Here is a 14506-nt window from a genome sequence, read left to right on the forward strand (position 1 = left end):
GGCGCACCCTACAGGTCGGTGAGTACCGTAGGGTGCGCCGCGCGCACCGGCCATACGCACAGGTCATGGGGCCGTAGCCCGGATGCAATCCGGGGCGATTACACGCCCCCTGGCAACTCCAGATGCTCCGGCCCGATTTCGCCATTGCCAGCCAGCAGCAGGGCGAAGTGGATGACGTTCTCCAGCTCGCGGGTATTACCCGGCCAGCGGTGCGTCTCCAGCACCGCCTGCGCCGCAGGGCTGATCGACGGAATGCTCAGGTCCAGGCGCAGGGCATGAATACCGAGGAAGTATTCGGCCAGCGGCAGGATATCGCCGACCCGCTGACGCAGCGCCGGGAACAGCAACTGACCATCGCACAGGTAGGCGTACAAACGCTCGTCGAAGGTGCCGGCGGCCACCGCGCGGGACAGCTCGATGCTGCTTGCCGCCACCAGGCGCACATCCACCGGTAGCGCCTGGCTGGCGCCAACGCGATACACCTCGCGGGTTTCCAACGCGGTCAGCAGCTTGCTTTGCAACGGCCGCGAAAGGTCGGCGATCTCATCCAGGTAGAGCGTGCCGCCATTGGCCGAACCAAACCAGCCGGCGCGGCTGCTGGCAGCGCCGGCATGAGCGCCGCCGACATGGCCGAACAGCTCGGCCTCGCCCCACTGCGGGCTGATCGCTGCGCAGCTTACCGCCACGAACAAACCGGCGCGTTCACTGTGACGATGGACATAGCGCGCCAGCAGCTCCTTGCCGGTACCGGTTTCACCGAGAATCAGCAGCGGCTGGCCGTTACCCGCCAGCGCCTCGGCGCGCTCGCGCAGTTGGCGCGAACGCGCGTCGACGAACACCAACGCCTTGGCGCGGATGCTCAATGGGCTCTTGTCCGAGTCGGCGAAGGTCAACGGCGGTGGAAAACTCATGCGATGTGGCTCCTACGCCACACCTCGAGGGCGCAGCCTGTACGCGAATAAGAAATTGCCTGGAGCAATAGCTCCGCAGCGGTTCGAAGAGTGGCCGCCATGGATGGCAGGCCATAAAAAAGAGCGGGCGGCTGCCTGGCCCGACCCCGCTCCGAAAAAGGTGTCGCGCAATGACGGGCTCAGGCGCGCAGCCGCGACTGCTGTTCGATGCGGCTCTGCAAGCGATACAGGTAGCCGAAGCCCTGCTCCCAGTAACGGTGTCCGGACTTCACGTTGATATGCCCGGCGCCGGTCAGAATCGCCGCTTCGCTACCCCAGGCACGCGCCAGCTCCATGGCGCGCAGGGCGCTGGCCGCCGCATCGTTGTCGGAGCCCACCAGCAGGCTGGAAAAGGGCAGCAGATCACGCGGTATTGGCGCGAAATTCTGCAGCGGTGCAGGGCAGCCCGGCCGCTCGACATCGGCCGGCGCGACCAGCAGCGCACCGCGCACACGGCGCAGCAACTCCACCGGCGCCTGCGCAGCCCAATGCGCCACCGTCACACAGCCCAGGCTATGGGCGATGAGGATGAGCGGACGCGGATCGGCGGCAATCGCCTGGTTCAACGCCGCGACCCAGTCGCCACGTTGCGGGTTGAGCCAGTCCTGCTGCTCGACCCGTGCGCTATTGGGCAGGCTGCGCTGCCAATGGCTTTGCCAATGCTCTTCGGCTGAGCCCTGCCAGCCCGGCAGGATCAGATAACGGATTGCTTCGCTGCCCATAACGGCGCCTCCTTGAATCGAATGGCGTCAGTCTAGGCAGCGCAATGTAATTACAAAAAGAATAAGAATTTATTTACTTATTCCATAAAAACATGAATAACGCGCAACCTTTCATATTTCCAAAAAGAATATAAATGTTCTTAAACATTATTTTTAAGAATATTCCAGCCTCTCTACTATCCGCTCCACGCCAGCGTCGGTAATCCATCCCGACGCCGTGGCGACCTCATCACAAGGAGCCTGGAAATGACCGCGACGCTGAGAAACCTCGAAGGCCAGGATGAAGCCAGCATCCTGCGCGAGATCCAGACCGCCCTGCATGGCCTGAAATTCGGTTCGGTGGAAATCACCGTCCATAACGGCCAGGTCGTGCAGATCGAGCGCAAGGAAAAGATTCGCCTGCAACAACCGAACACCAAGAACAGCTAACAGAACAACGACCTCATGATGCAGCCCGACTGGACCACCAGAGGGCTCGAAACCGTTCGCCCACCTGACCTACGCCAACACAAGAATTTCACCAGTTAGGAGCTGCACCATGTCCATTCGTCGTTTCGCCCTGGCCGCGCTGGCCAGCACCCTGATCGCCGGCCCGGCCATCGCCCAGCCGCTGCTCAACGTGTCCTACGACCCAACCCGCGAGCTGTACGTCGAGTACAACGCCGCCTTCAACAAATTCTGGCAAGCCAAGGGCAACCCGGCCGTCGCCATCCAGCAGTCTCACGGTGGTTCGGGCAAGCAGGCTCGTGCGGTGATCGATGGCCTGCGCGCTGACGTGGTGACCCTGGCCCTGTCCGGCGATATCGACGCGATCAACCTCAACCAGCAACTGATCGACCCTAACTGGCAGGCACGCCTGCCGGACAACAGCACGCCCTACACCTCGACCATCGTGTTCCTGGTGCGCAAGGGCAACCCGAAAGGCATCAAGGACTGGGACGACCTGGTGAAGGAGGGTGTGGAAGTCATCACCCCAAACCCGAAAACCTCCGGCGGCGCACGCTGGAACTTCCTCGCCGCCTGGGCCTTTGCCCGCGAGAAGTTCGGCAGCGAAGACAAGGCCCTGGAGTTCGTCACCGAGCTGTACCGCCATGCGCCGGTGCTGGATACCGGCGCCCGTGGCTCGACCATCAGCTTCGTCCAGCGTGGCCTGGGTGACGTGCTGCTGGCCTGGGAGAACGAGGCCTACCTGTCGCTGGCCGAAGAAGGCGGCGACCAGCTGGAGATCGTCACCCCGTCGCTGTCGATCCTCGCCGAACCGCCAGTGGCGGTGGTCGATGCCAACGTCGACCGCAAGGGTACCCGCGCGGTGGCCGAGGCCTACCTCGAACACCTGTACAGCGAAGAAGGCCAGCGCATCGCCGCGAAGAACTTCTATCGCCCGCGCAACGCCGCCGTTGCAGCCGAGTTCAAGGATCAGTTCCAGGACCTGAAACTGGTCACCATCGACAAGGACTTCGGCGGCTGGAAAGAAGCCCAGCCGAAGTACTTCGGTGACGGCGCGGTGTTCGATCAGATCTTCACCAAGATCAACCAGTAATCCCGGTTTGATCGCAGAGACCCTCCTCCCTAGCGGGTGGAGGGCCTTGTTTAGAGCCTATTAAAAGGCTTGCGAGTTAGAGCCAGCTCCAACGCAGCATGGCTGGCGCGCAGCAGACTTTTAACAGGCTCTTGTCGCGGACCTGAGCCAAAGGACACCTTATGTCTCGTCGAACTTCCTCGGTCATACCCGGCTTCGGGCTGACCCTGGGCTACACCCTCACTTACCTGGCGTTGATCGTGCTGATTCCGCTGGGTGCGATGTTCCTCTTCTCCTTCCAGCTGACCAGCGAGCAATGGTGGGCACTGCTCACCAACCGCCAGCTGCAGTTCTCGCTGAAGCTCTCCTTCGGCACCGCCCTGGCCGCGGCCGTACTCAATGGCATCCTCGGCACCATCATCGCCTGGGTACTGGTGCGCTACACCTTTCCTGGCCGACGCATCATCGACGCCATGGTCGACATGCCCTTCGCTCTGCCGACCGCCGTGGCCGGTATCGCGCTGACCGCGCTGTACGCACCCAATGGCCTGATCGGCTCGCTATTCCCGTTCAAAATCGCCTACACCCCACTGGGCATCACCCTGGCGCTGGTATTCGTCACCCTGCCGTTCGTGGTGCGCACGCTGCAGCCGGTGCTGGCCGACATCCCCAAGGAAGTCGAGGAAGCCGCCGCCTGCCTCGGTGCCAAGCCGCTGCAGGTGTTCCGCCACGTGCTACTGCCGAGCCTGCTGCCAGCCTGGTTGACCGGCTTCGCCCTGGCCTTCGCCCGCGGTGTCGGCGAGTACGGCTCGGTGGTGTTCATCGCCGGCAACATCCCGCTGAAGACCGAGATCCTACCGCTGCTGATCGTCTCCAAGCTGGATCAGTACGACTACCCCGGCGCCACCGCCATCGGCGTGATCATGCTGGTGGTGTCGTTCATCCTGCTGCTGCTGATCAACATCCTGCAGCGCCGCATCCAGCCGCAACTCTGAGGAGTCCGTCATGAGCCTTGCAACCCTTGGCCAGAACGCGGCTGCGCGTCCGGCCAGCCGCTCCCCCGGCGCCATCGCCCTGATCGTCATCGCCTGGGCGGTGTTCGCGGTGATCCTGCTGCTACCGCTGTACATGGTGCTCAGCCAGGGCCTCAGCCGTGGCCTGGAGTTCTTCTGGGACGCCATCCGCGAGCCGGATGCCATCTCCGCACTGAAACTGACGCTGCTGGCCACCGCCATCTCGGTGCCGCTGAACCTGGTGTTCGGCGTCGCCGCGGCCTGGGCAGTGACCAAGTTCGAATTTCGCGGCAAGAGCATCCTGATCACCCTGATCGACATGCCGTTCTCGGTGTCACCGGTGGTCGCCGGCCTGATCTACGTGCTGCTGTTCGGCTCGCAGAGTTTTCTCGCGCCGTATCTCGACTCGCAGAACCTGCAGATCGTCTACGCCGTACCGGGCATCGTCCTGGCCACCATCTTCGTCACCTTCCCCTTCGTCGCCCGCGAGCTGATCCCGCTGATGGAGGAACAGGGCACCACCGAGGAAGAGGCCGCGCGCCTGCTCGGTGCCAACGGTTGGCAGATGTTCTGGCATGTCACGCTGCCTAACGTAAAATGGGCGCTGATTTACGGCGTGGTGCTGTGCACCGCCCGTGCGATGGGCGAATTCGGCGCAGTTTCGGTGGTTTCCGGGCATATCCGCGGGTACACCAACACCCTGCCGCTGCACATCGAGATTCTCTACAACGAGTACAACATCGTCGCTGCCTTCAGCGTGGCGATCCTGCTGCTCGTCATGGCCCTGGTGGTGCTGCTGCTTCGCCAATGGAGCGAAGCGCGCCTGAGCCGCCAGCTACAAGCCAACCGAGAAGACTGACAGCCGCAGCGCCGCGAAAACGGCCCGGCCCACGGAACAATCAAGGGCATTAGTCATGAGCATCGAAGTCAAAGGCGTCAACAAGCAGTTCGGCCAGTTCAAGGCGCTGAACGAGATCAACCTGAGCATCCAGAGCGGCGAGCTGGTCGCCCTGCTCGGCCCGTCCGGCTGCGGCAAGACCACCCTGCTGCGCATCATCGCCGGCCTGGAAACCCCGGACAGCGGCACCATCGGCTTCCACGGCGAGGACGTGTCCGAGCACGACGTGCGTGATCGCAACGTCGGCTTCGTGTTCCAGCACTACGCGCTATTCCGCCACATGACCGTGTTCGACAACGTCGCCTTCGGCCTGCGCATGAAGCCCAAGCGCGAGCGCCCGAGCGAAGAGGTGATCAAGCAGAAGGTGCACGAGCTGCTCAACCTGGTGCAGCTCGACTGGCTCGGCGACCGCTACCCGGAGCAGCTCTCCGGTGGCCAGCGCCAGCGTATCGCTCTGGCCCGCGCCCTGGCGGTGGAACCGAAAGTGCTGCTGCTCGACGAACCCTTCGGCGCGCTGGATGCCAAGGTGCGCAAGGAACTGCGCCGCTGGCTGGCGCGCCTGCACGAGGAAGTGCACCTGACCAGCGTGTTCGTCACCCACGACCAGGAAGAAGCCATGGAAGTGGCCGACCGCATCGTGGTGATGAACAAGGGCGTGATCGAGCAGATCGGCACCCCGGCCGAAGTCTACGAGCATCCGGCCAGCGACTTCGTCTACCACTTCCTAGGTGACGCCAACCGCCTCTACGTCGGCAACGACCACCACGTGCTGTTCCGCCCGCACGAGGTCGACCTGTCCAGCGAGCCGACCCCGGAGCACAAGGCCGGCGAAGTGCGCGACATCCGCCTGCTTGGCGCGATCACCCGCATCACCCTCAAGGTCGACGGTCAGGACGAGCTGATCGAGGCCGAAGTGGCCAAGGATCACGTCAGCCTGAACAACCTCGCCCGTGGCACCACGCTGTACTTCAAGCCCAAGGGCGGCAAGCCGGTCAGCACCCAGGCGTAACACTTCCTAGGGCTGGCCGAGCGGTAGTACGTAGGACAAGCGTAGGGTGGGCTTCAGCCCACCGACTAGAGCTCAGCCTTTATTTAGTGGGCTAAAGCCCACCCTACGAAACTGGCCGGGCGGTAGTACGCAGGGTGGGCGTAGAGTGGGCTAAAGCGGATCGCCGCCCGGCCCACCCTACGAAGCTACAAAGCCGCTATTGCCATGATCGCCCTGCGCCCCTGCGGCGATACCTGCAGCGCACGCGAATCCTTGCTGCGCCGCAGCCAGCCCTCGCCTTCGCAAAGATTCAGCAACGCCGCGCCCAGCGCACCGCCCAGATGTGGCTTGCGCTCGCTCCAGTCCGGGCAGGCGCACAAACGCTGGCGACGTTGACGGCCCACCTGCTGCAGATCGATACCCAACGCCTGCAGACCCTGCTCACCGCTAGCCGTCAAACTCAGTGCACCGCCCTCCTCGCTCAGCCAGTGGGCTGCGCGCATGCGTGCGAACACACCGACCGCCAGTTCACCGGCCAGATGGTCGTAACAGGTACGCGCCTCGCGCATGGGCTGCGGCGTGCCGCGCGAGCTTGGTATAGCGCGAGTTTGCCGAGGCTGTGCAGCCAGTGCAGCACTTGCCAGCGCCTCGACCAGTTGCCCAACCTCCGGCCCGGCCAGGCGGTAGTAGCGATTGCGTCCATGGCGCTGCTGCGCCAGCAGACCGCCCTCCACCAGCTTGGCCAGGTGCGCACTGGTCGACGACGGCGACAGCCCCGCCAGCAAGGCCAGCTCACCGGCCGGCCGCGCACTGCCATCCATCAGTGCCCAGACCATGGCAGCACGCCCGGCATCGGCGAGCAGGGCGGCGATCGAACTGAAACCCGGTGCGTATTCCATCGTTCACCTCATGACGAAACATGGCGTGCAGTAAATGTGGATACTGGCAGGCAACGCCAGCCAGAGCCAGCCAGGGAGAACCCGATGCTCGCCGTGATCTTCGAAGTTCAGACCAAACCAGACCAGCAGCAGGATTATCTCGACCTCGCAGGCGAGCTGCGCCCGCTGCTCGCCGAGCAGCCGGGTTTCATCTCCATCGAACGCTTCCAGAGCCTCACCCAGCCGGGCAAGATCCTGTCGCTGTCGTTCTGGCAGGACGAAGCCTCGGTCCAGGCCTGGCGCCAGCGCGATGAACACCGACGCGCACAGACGGCGGGACGCGAGGAGGTCTTCAGTCACTATCGCCTGCGCGTGGCCCAGGTGCTGCGCGACTACGGCATGCACGAGCGCGACGAAGCACCGAGCGACAGCCGCGCGGTCCACGAACAGGGAGCGGCGCAATGACCGAGCACCTGCCGCTGATCCTCGCCACCTTCCTGCTCGCCGGCATGGTCAAGGGCGTGGTCGGCCTCGGCCTACCCACCATCGCCGTCGGTCTGCTGGGCCTGGTGATGGCGCCACTGCAGGCCGCTGCGCTGCTGATCATCCCCTCAATGGTGACCAACATCTGGCAGCTGTGCGACGGCCGCAGCCCGCTGCCGATGCTGCGCCGACTATGGCCCATGCTGTTGGGCATCCTGTTCGGCACGCTGCTGGTCGCCGCGCTGCTGCAGAGCCTCGACCTGCCCGGTGCTACGCGCTGGCTGGGCATCGCTCTGGTGGTCTATGCGCTGCTCGGTCTGGCCAAGGTGCACTTTCGCGTGGAGCGTGCCAAGGAAGGTTGGCTGAGCCCGGTGATCGGTGCCATCACCGGCGCGATTACCGCAGTTACCGGCGTGTTCGTGATTCCCGCCGTGCCTTACCTGCAGGCCATCGGTCTGGAGAAGGACGATCTGGTGCAGGCTCTGGGATTGTCCTTCAGCGTCTCCACCCTGGCCCTGGCGGCAGCGCTCGGTCACAGCGGTGAACTGCTGCAACCGACAGTGCTGGGCGTATCGGCCCTGGCCTTGCTGCCGGCGCTGCTGGGCATGGCCGCCGGCCAATGGCTGCGCAAGCGCATCAGCGCGGAGCGTTTCAAGCGCTGGTTCTTCGTCGGCCTGCTGCTGCTCGGCAGCGACCTCGCGCTGCGCGGCCTGTTCTGAACGCAGGCGGGCAGTGGCACAGCACCACCCGCCGGGATTGGCCTCATGCCACGACCGCGCGGGACTGGCGCAGGCCAAACCACTGCAGTTCGGCGAGCAGCGCCACGATCAGCGCCTGGCCGATGATGAACGCATAGCCGAAGATATTCGGCGCGACCCATCCGAGCACCAGCAGCATCACACTTTTGATCACCCAGAGGCTGTTCAGGGTGATCACCGCCCATACCGCCAGGCGGTGCAGCTCGGGTTGGCGCGACAACCAGAACAGCAGGCCACCCAACGGCAGCAGCATCAGCGCACTGGCCACCAGCAACAGGCGTGGCACTTCGAGAAAATCGACCAGCCAATGGCTGGCCAGCACCAGCAGCAGGCCGGTGGAGACACCCAGCAGACCGTCGGCCAACAGGGCGTTACGCAGCAGCGGGGAAGGTTGTACGTGGCTCATGATGCTTCTCCAGGGTTCGCACCGGAATCGATGCACGCCCCTAGAATCGATCCGCCGTGAAAGCGCGTCGATTACCTGCCAGGTAATGGCCGACATGACCTGGCTGAACTATCGTGCAAGCCATGAATACCCACTCCCAGACCGCCGGCGCCCTGTTGCGCCAATGGCGCCAGCGGCGCCGCCTGAGCCAGCTCGACCTCGCCTGCGAGGCGGAGATATCCACTCGCCACCTGAGCTTCGTCGAAACCGGACGCGCCCAACCCAGCCGCGAGATGCTGCTGCACCTGGCCGAGCAGTTGGAGATTCCCCTGCGCGAGCGCAACCGCCTGCTCAGCGCCGCGGGCTTCGCCCCGCTGTACAGCCAGCACGACCTGGCCGACCCGGCGCTGGAGCCAGCGCGCCAAGCCATCGAGCAGTTGCTCAAGGTCCATGAGCCGTACCCGGCACTGGCCATCGACAGACAGTGGAACCTGCTGGCGGCCAACGCCTCGGTCGGCCCCTTTCTCACCGGCGTGGCGGACTGCCTGCTCGGCCCGCCGCTCAACGTGCTGCGCCTGTCCCTGCACCCACAGGGGCTGGCGCCGCGCATCGTCAACCTGGCACAGTGGCGCGCGCATCTGCTGATGCGCCTGCACCGCGATGCCGAGATCAGTGGCGACCCGCAGTTGTTCGCCCTGCACGACGAACTGCTGACCTACCCCGCGCCAGCGGACCACGGCGAAGCGCCTGCCGAGGCGGTGCTGATGCCAGTGCAACTGCGCACCGACGCCGGCGTGCTGAGCCTGATCAGCACCACCACCGTGTTCGGCACTCCGAACGACGTGACCCTGGCTGAACTGGCGCTGGAAACCTTCTTCCCGGCCGACGCCTTCAGCGCCGACTACCTGCGCAATCTGACGAAAAGCACCTGAACGGTAGCGATTTCCGACGAAATCACTCTTTCGGGTCATGCTCTGCAGCGCATCACGCAGTAGTCTTGGCGCTGCGTCATTGACGCCGCCCACTGCATACCTGCTCAAAACAATAACAAGGAGCACCCCGGATGCGTTGTAAAGCACTGCTGCGCCATGCTTTTCTCTGGTCGCTCGGACTCTTGGTCGGGCTCTCACCAATGGCCTTCGCCGAGGCCGTCAGCCCGCAAGAACAGATTCAGATACACGCCAGCCGCGCCACCAGCAGCTTGATGCTGTTACGTGGCGAAGGTTTCCAGAAGACTCACCAGCAGCGCCTGGAAGCCGACCTGGCCGCGCTGGCCGGCGCCATGCAAAGCCTGCCGCAGGGCAGCGCCGAACTCACCAGCGCCCACCAGGCCCTCGTTACCCAATTGCGCAACGGTGTTTCCTATGGCCCCGGTGACGAGAACGTGCCCTGGCGCTTCCCGGAAGATCTCAGCCGCGCCCTGCGCGACTTCCTCAGCACAGCCCGCGCACTACCGGGCGCCGAAGGCCAGAGCGAGCTGGCGGCCAAGGTCGAGTACCTCAGCGTGCAGTACCTCAGCCGCTCCTACCTGGGCACCTTCGAGATCGCCCGCGAACAACCCGACACCTACCTCGGCCAGGACGAACGCCTGCTGCTGCCGGCTATCGACAGCGAACTGCAGGCGATCAAGGAACAATCCGACCCGCAGGTGACCAAGCTGCAGACGCGCTGGAGCTACCTGCGCGCCGCACTGGCCGACATGAACAGCCAGAGCAACACCTTGCAGAGCGTCTCCGGTCGCCCCTTCGCCCCCATCACCGTGGATCGCCACGCGCGCTCGATGACGGCGCAGTGGATGGCGATGTTCTAGAAAGGCTCGCGGCTAAAGCCCCTCCCACACTCCAGTGGGACCGTGGGAGGGGCTTTAGCCGCGACGAACAGCAGAAGCAGTACGTGCTCAGGCCAGCGCCTTCTTCTCGCGGATGCAGGTCGGGCCGGCGATCTCTACCACGGCATGCTCGATTTCCCGGCGCAGGCCAAGCAGGAAGGCCAGCTCAGCGACCACGAACAGCGGGCCGATGATCAGGCCCATGACGTCATCAACGAACGCCGGCTTGCGCCCTTCATAGTAATGACCGACGAACTGGATCACCCAGCCAACCACGAACAGGCCAATGCCTGTCGTTAGCCACAACGCAGTGGAAGCGACCGCCAGGCTAGCGCCAGCCCACAGGCACAGCCCCAGCAGCACGGCCATGAGCAGGCCGAAACGGGTATCCAGACGCAGATAGAACACGGCGGCAGCCAGAGCCACCAGCGTGGCCGGCGCCAGCCACAGGCCGGCGATTTCGAAACCAGGGCGCGACAGCAGCACGGCGACGGCCAGCACGATCATCGGGATGCCGATGAAATGGCTGGCGATGTTGCGCCGGTCGCGGTGGTAGGCGGCATACTGCGCCAGGTGATCGACGAGGGTTTTCATTGTTATCGTCCTCAGGGGTAAACGGGCCCGAGCATGATCGCCTCGCCCCAGCCCATCGCACTGTCGGCTAGCCGACAATGGCAGGGATCGCCACACCGCCGCGCAACCTCACTGGAGCCGCAATGCCCGATCCCCGTCAATACGCCAGCCAGTTGAACCAGGGCCACTGGTTCGCTGCACTGCCAGCCGCGCTGAGCCAGAGCCTGCTAGGCATGGCCCAGGTGCAGCGTCTGGACGCCGGCCAGCGGCTGTTTCGCCGTGGCGACAAACCCAGCGGGCTATATGCGGTGGTCGAAGGCGCCGTGCGCGTCGGCGCGGTCAGCGAGAACGGCAAGGAGGCGCTACTGACATTGATCGAGCCGCCTTACTGGTTCGGTGAGATTTCCCTGTTCGACGGCTTGCCGCGTACCCACGATGCCTTCGCCGAAAGCGCCAGCACCCTGCTGCTGTTACCCCAGCACGACCTGCTCACCCTGCTCGAACGCCAGCCGCTCTACTGGCGCGATTTCGCCCTGCTGATGAGCCACAAGCTGCGCCTGGCCTTCATGACCCTGGAAGACATGAGCCTGCTGCCGGCCGCGCCGCGCCTGGCCCGACGCCTGCTGCTGATCGCCGAGAACTATGGTGAAAGCGAACCTCGGCGGGTGCTGCACCTGGCCCAGGAACAGCTGGCGCTGATGCTCTCGCTGTCGCGCCAGACCACCAACCAGATCCTCAAGGAGCTGCAAGCGCAGGGCGTGGTGCAGCTGACCTACGGCGAAATCGAGATTCTCGACATCGAACGCCTGCGCCAGCTGGCCTCCTGAACCGCTGGCGCCCGGCCACTGTCCAACGCCTGTCAATTTTTCTGCAGGAAGTACCGTGACGATGCCAGACACTGCCCACGCTCCGCTGCCCGATGTGCTCGCAGGCCCGCTGCTGCGCCGCCTGGAGCCCGGCCGCCTGGTGCTGTGGCTGGTGGCCAGTCGCGAGCTGAACCTGCAACTGTGGCTGCAGCCCGAGAGTCAGGCGCCACAGACCCATGCCCTCGGCGAAGAACATTGCCAGCAGTTGCCGCTCGGCCGGCATGCCGTGCTGCACCTGATCGACCTGCCGCTCGCTCAGGCGTTGCCGCAGGACGAGCGCATCGCCTACGACCTGCAGATCATCGACGGCGCGAGCGCGAACGGCATGCGCGACTGGGCACCGCACCTGCTGCATGACGGCGCCGAGCACGCCGATTTCGTCCTGCGCTCGCAGGTCGACCACCTGCTTCACGGCTCCTGCCGCAAGCCGCACCATGCCGCCGATGACGGCCTGCTCTGCGCCGACCGTCTGCTGGCCGCTCAGCCTGAGGCCAAGCAGCGTCCGGCACTGCTGCTGATGAGCGGTGACCAGGTCTACGTCGACGATGTCGCCGGCCCGTTGCTGTGCGCCATCCACCAACTGATCGCCCGCCTCGGCTTGTTCGACGAGTTTCTCGAAGGTGCCGTGGTCGAGGATAGCCAGTCGCTCTACGCCAACCCGGTCGGCTATTACCAGCGCGCCGAACTGCTGCCAGCGGTGAAGAGCAACCAGACCCTGCGCGACAAGTTCTTCGGCGGCGTGGAGAAGCCGGTCTTCACCAGCAGCAGTGCCGACAATCACCTGGTGACCTTCGCCGAGATGATCGCCATGTACCTGCTGGTCTGGTCACCGCTGCCCTGGACGCTGATCAGCGAAGAGCAGCCGCCGCTGGACGAAGAACAGCAGCATCGTTACGCCAACGAGCGCGAGCGCATCGATGCATTCCGCCAGACCCTCGGCCGGGCCGCGCGGGTATTTGCCCACCTGCCGACGCTGATGATCTTCGACGACCACGATGTCACCGATGACTGGAATCTCTCCGCACGCTGGGAACAAACCGCCTACGGCCACCCGTTTTCCAAGCGCATCATCGGCAACGCTCTGCTCGCCTATCTGCTGTGCCAAGGCTGGGGCAACAACCCGGATGTGTTCGAGGAGCCGCTGCAGGCCTTTGCCGAACTGCTGCAGCAACGCCAGGACGACCATCTGCAGGCCACGGCGCATGACGCGCTGATCGATCGTCTGCTGGAGTTCGAACAGTGGCACTACGTGCTGCCGACCACACCGGCGCTGCTGGTGCTGGACACCCGCACACGCCGCTGGCGCAGTGAGGGGCATCTGTCGAAGCCCTCGGGGCTGATGGACTGGGAAGCGCTGTGCGACTTCCAGCAGGCGCTGCTCGACCACCCCGCCTGCATCATCGTCTCGCCGGCACCGATGTTCGGCGTGAAGCTGATCGAGGGTATCCAGAAACTCTTCACTCTCGCCGGGCACCCGCTGATGGTCGATGCGGAAAACTGGATGGCCCACCGCGGCGCAGCCAGCGTGATGATGAACATCTTCCGCCACTCACGCACACCGAGAGATTTCGTGATTCTCTCCGGCGACGTGCACTACTCCTTCGTCTACCGCGTAAACATCCGCCATCGTCGCGCCAGCCCGACCATCTGGCAGATCACCAGCAGCGGTATCAAGAACGAATTCCCGGCCGACCTGCTGGATTGGTTCGACCGCCTCAACCGCTGGCTCTACGCGCCCTGGTCGCCACTCAACTGGCTGACCAAGCGCCGCCGTATGCGCGTCACGCCGTTGATCCCCGACCGCAGCCGCTCGGGTGAACGGCTGTGGAACAGCGCCGGCCTCGGCCAGGTGTTCTTCGACGAACGGGGCCGGCCCAAGCGCATCCTCCAGCTCAACGCCAACGGGTCACCGCCTGCCGCATTCGTCGCCGAGCGTGAATCAGGCGCGGCGACAGCACCCCTGCTCGGCTCCCCCGAGCGTAGTGCAGCACCGCAGGATGGCGGCACAAGCCACCCGTAAGCCGAGCGCATACGCCAAACGGCGCCAGGCCATGCGTCTCGACACAGATTTCATGCGAAATGACGACAGTCGGCAGGATCGAAAAAGCAGGTGTCAGTGGAGCGCTTCGATTTGCTCGATGAACCCTCTGCGCTCTCTAATTGGCTTCAAGCTGGCCCACAAGAACGCTTCCAGTTCGGAGATTCCATTGACCATGTATACCTGCCTGTTAGAAACGCCATCCATTCAGGTCTATCAAGCGCTTCGAGTCGGCTCGGGCCTTAGCGCAAAGACCGACGAGGCCGCCGCGCGTGGCTTACCTAACAGCCTCTTTGCCGTGCAAATCCTGCATGGTGCACAACCGGTGGGAATGGGCCGCGTGATCGGTGACGGGGGCTGTTTCTTTCAAGTCGTGGACATCGCCGTTCTCAGGGAGCACCAGGGCAAAGGGCTAGGCAAGCGCATCATGGGTGAAATCCAGCGGTTCATCGAAACCCAAGTGCCTGAAAGCGGCTACGTGAGCCTGATTGCGGATGGACCAGCACAAGACCTGTACGCGCAGTTTGGCTTCGTTCATACCGCGCCGCGCTCTGTTGGGATGGCTTACAAACGCCCAAGGCCTGCAGATAGCTGATGTAAGCGTCAA

The 14506-nt window shown here is 64.3% G+C and carries 17 protein-coding genes; 12 read left to right on the plus strand and 5 right to left on the minus strand.

Features of this window, described 5'->3' with window-relative positions; genetic code table 11:
• Positions 1–98 precede the first annotated feature (98 nt).
• Positions 99–911 carry a sigma 54-interacting transcriptional regulator gene (locus BM059_RS14980; RefSeq protein ID WP_074939600.1) on the minus strand — a complete coding sequence of 271 codons (813 nt, stop codon included), beginning with the start codon at positions 909–911 and terminating at the stop codon, positions 99–101.
• A 179-nt stretch (positions 912–1090) separates the two neighbouring features.
• Positions 1091–1672: an RBBP9/YdeN family alpha/beta hydrolase gene (locus BM059_RS14985; RefSeq protein ID WP_074939602.1), complete on the minus strand. Its 582-nt coding sequence runs from the start codon at positions 1670–1672 to the stop codon at positions 1091–1093.
• A 246-nt stretch (positions 1673–1918) separates the two neighbouring features.
• Between BM059_RS14985 and oscA the strand changes: the two genes are divergently transcribed.
• The 5 genes from oscA (at position 1919) to BM059_RS15010 (ending at position 6111) form a co-directional block, all read left to right on the plus strand.
• Positions 1919–2101, plus strand: a complete 183-nt coding sequence (gene oscA / locus BM059_RS14990) for a sulfur starvation response protein OscA (RefSeq protein ID WP_036998842.1) — start codon at positions 1919–1921, stop codon at positions 2099–2101.
• A 109-nt stretch (positions 2102–2210) separates the two neighbouring features.
• The gene (locus BM059_RS14995; protein ID WP_074939603.1) at positions 2211–3212 is read left to right on the plus strand and encodes a sulfate ABC transporter substrate-binding protein; all 1002 of its coding nucleotides are present in this window, start codon (positions 2211–2213) and stop codon (positions 3210–3212) included.
• A 161-nt stretch (positions 3213–3373) separates the two neighbouring features.
• On the plus strand, positions 3374–4186 hold the full coding sequence (gene cysT / locus BM059_RS15000) for a sulfate ABC transporter permease subunit CysT (protein WP_036998840.1): 813 nt from the start codon (positions 3374–3376) through the stop codon (positions 4184–4186).
• 10 nt (positions 4187–4196) lie between these two features.
• Positions 4197–5063 (plus strand): sulfate ABC transporter permease subunit CysW, encoded by an 867-nt coding sequence (gene cysW / locus BM059_RS15005; RefSeq protein WP_036998838.1) that lies wholly within the window; start codon positions 4197–4199, stop codon positions 5061–5063.
• A 55-nt stretch (positions 5064–5118) separates the two neighbouring features.
• Positions 5119–6111, plus strand: coding sequence for a sulfate/molybdate ABC transporter ATP-binding protein (locus tag BM059_RS15010; protein WP_074939605.1), 993 nt, complete (start codon positions 5119–5121; stop codon positions 6109–6111).
• 185 nt (positions 6112–6296) lie between these two features.
• Here BM059_RS15010 and BM059_RS15015 read toward each other — a convergent pair whose 3' ends face one another.
• On the minus strand, positions 6297–6989 hold the full coding sequence (locus BM059_RS15015) for an ArsR/SmtB family transcription factor (protein ID WP_074939607.1): 693 nt from the start codon (positions 6987–6989) through the stop codon (positions 6297–6299).
• Positions 6990–7073: 84 nt separating this feature from the next.
• Between BM059_RS15015 and BM059_RS15020 the strand changes: the two genes are divergently transcribed.
• Together BM059_RS15020 and BM059_RS15025 are read left to right on the plus strand one after the other, a co-directional pair.
• Positions 7074–7433, plus strand: a complete 360-nt coding sequence (locus BM059_RS15020; RefSeq protein WP_074939608.1) for an antibiotic biosynthesis monooxygenase family protein — start codon at positions 7074–7076, stop codon at positions 7431–7433.
• On the plus strand, positions 7430–8170 hold the full coding sequence (locus tag BM059_RS15025) for a sulfite exporter TauE/SafE family protein (protein ID WP_074939610.1): 741 nt from the start codon (positions 7430–7432) through the stop codon (positions 8168–8170). The genes BM059_RS15020 and BM059_RS15025 overlap by 4 nt, the downstream gene beginning before the upstream one ends.
• A 43-nt stretch (positions 8171–8213) precedes the next feature.
• On the opposite strand, the gene BM059_RS15030 is transcribed toward BM059_RS15025, so the two are convergent.
• A complete protein-coding gene (locus BM059_RS15030) occupies positions 8214–8615 on the minus strand; it encodes a hypothetical protein (protein WP_074939611.1) in 402 nt (133 codons plus the stop codon).
• 122 nt (positions 8616–8737) lie between these two features.
• On the opposite strand from BM059_RS15030, the gene BM059_RS15035 reads away from it, so the two are divergent.
• Both BM059_RS15035 and BM059_RS15040 read left to right on the plus strand, forming a co-directional pair.
• Complete coding sequence (locus BM059_RS15035) at positions 8738–9526, plus strand: MmyB family transcriptional regulator (protein WP_036998828.1); 789 nt, start codon at positions 8738–8740, stop codon at positions 9524–9526.
• 131 nt (positions 9527–9657) lie between these two features.
• Positions 9658–10404, plus strand: a complete 747-nt coding sequence (locus BM059_RS15040) for a hypothetical protein (RefSeq protein ID WP_074939613.1) — start codon at positions 9658–9660, stop codon at positions 10402–10404.
• A gap of 87 nt (positions 10405–10491) precedes the next feature.
• Here BM059_RS15040 and BM059_RS15045 read toward each other — a convergent pair whose 3' ends face one another.
• Positions 10492–11016: an Mpo1 family 2-hydroxy fatty acid dioxygenase gene (locus BM059_RS15045; protein WP_074939614.1), complete on the minus strand. Its 525-nt coding sequence runs from the start codon at positions 11014–11016 to the stop codon at positions 10492–10494.
• A gap of 122 nt (positions 11017–11138) precedes the next feature.
• On the opposite strand from BM059_RS15045, the gene BM059_RS15050 reads away from it, so the two are divergent.
• The 3 genes from BM059_RS15050 to BM059_RS15060 all read left to right on the plus strand — a co-directional run bounded on the left by BM059_RS15050 (position 11139) and on the right by BM059_RS15060 (position 14494).
• Positions 11139–11822 (plus strand): Crp/Fnr family transcriptional regulator, encoded by a 684-nt coding sequence (locus BM059_RS15050; RefSeq protein ID WP_074939616.1) that lies wholly within the window; start codon positions 11139–11141, stop codon positions 11820–11822.
• Positions 11823–11883: 61 nt separating this feature from the next.
• Complete coding sequence (locus BM059_RS15055) at positions 11884–13881, plus strand: metallophosphoesterase family protein (protein WP_074939618.1); 1998 nt, start codon at positions 11884–11886, stop codon at positions 13879–13881.
• A 118-nt stretch (positions 13882–13999) separates the two neighbouring features.
• Positions 14000–14494, plus strand: a complete 495-nt coding sequence (locus BM059_RS15060; protein ID WP_244154412.1) for a GNAT family N-acetyltransferase — start codon at positions 14000–14002, stop codon at positions 14492–14494.
• The last annotated feature ends 12 nt before the right edge of the window (positions 14495–14506 follow it).

The sequence above is a fragment of the Ectopseudomonas composti genome (assembly GCF_900115475.1).
GTDB classification, from domain to species: domain Bacteria; phylum Pseudomonadota; class Gammaproteobacteria; order Pseudomonadales; family Pseudomonadaceae; genus Aquipseudomonas; species Aquipseudomonas composti.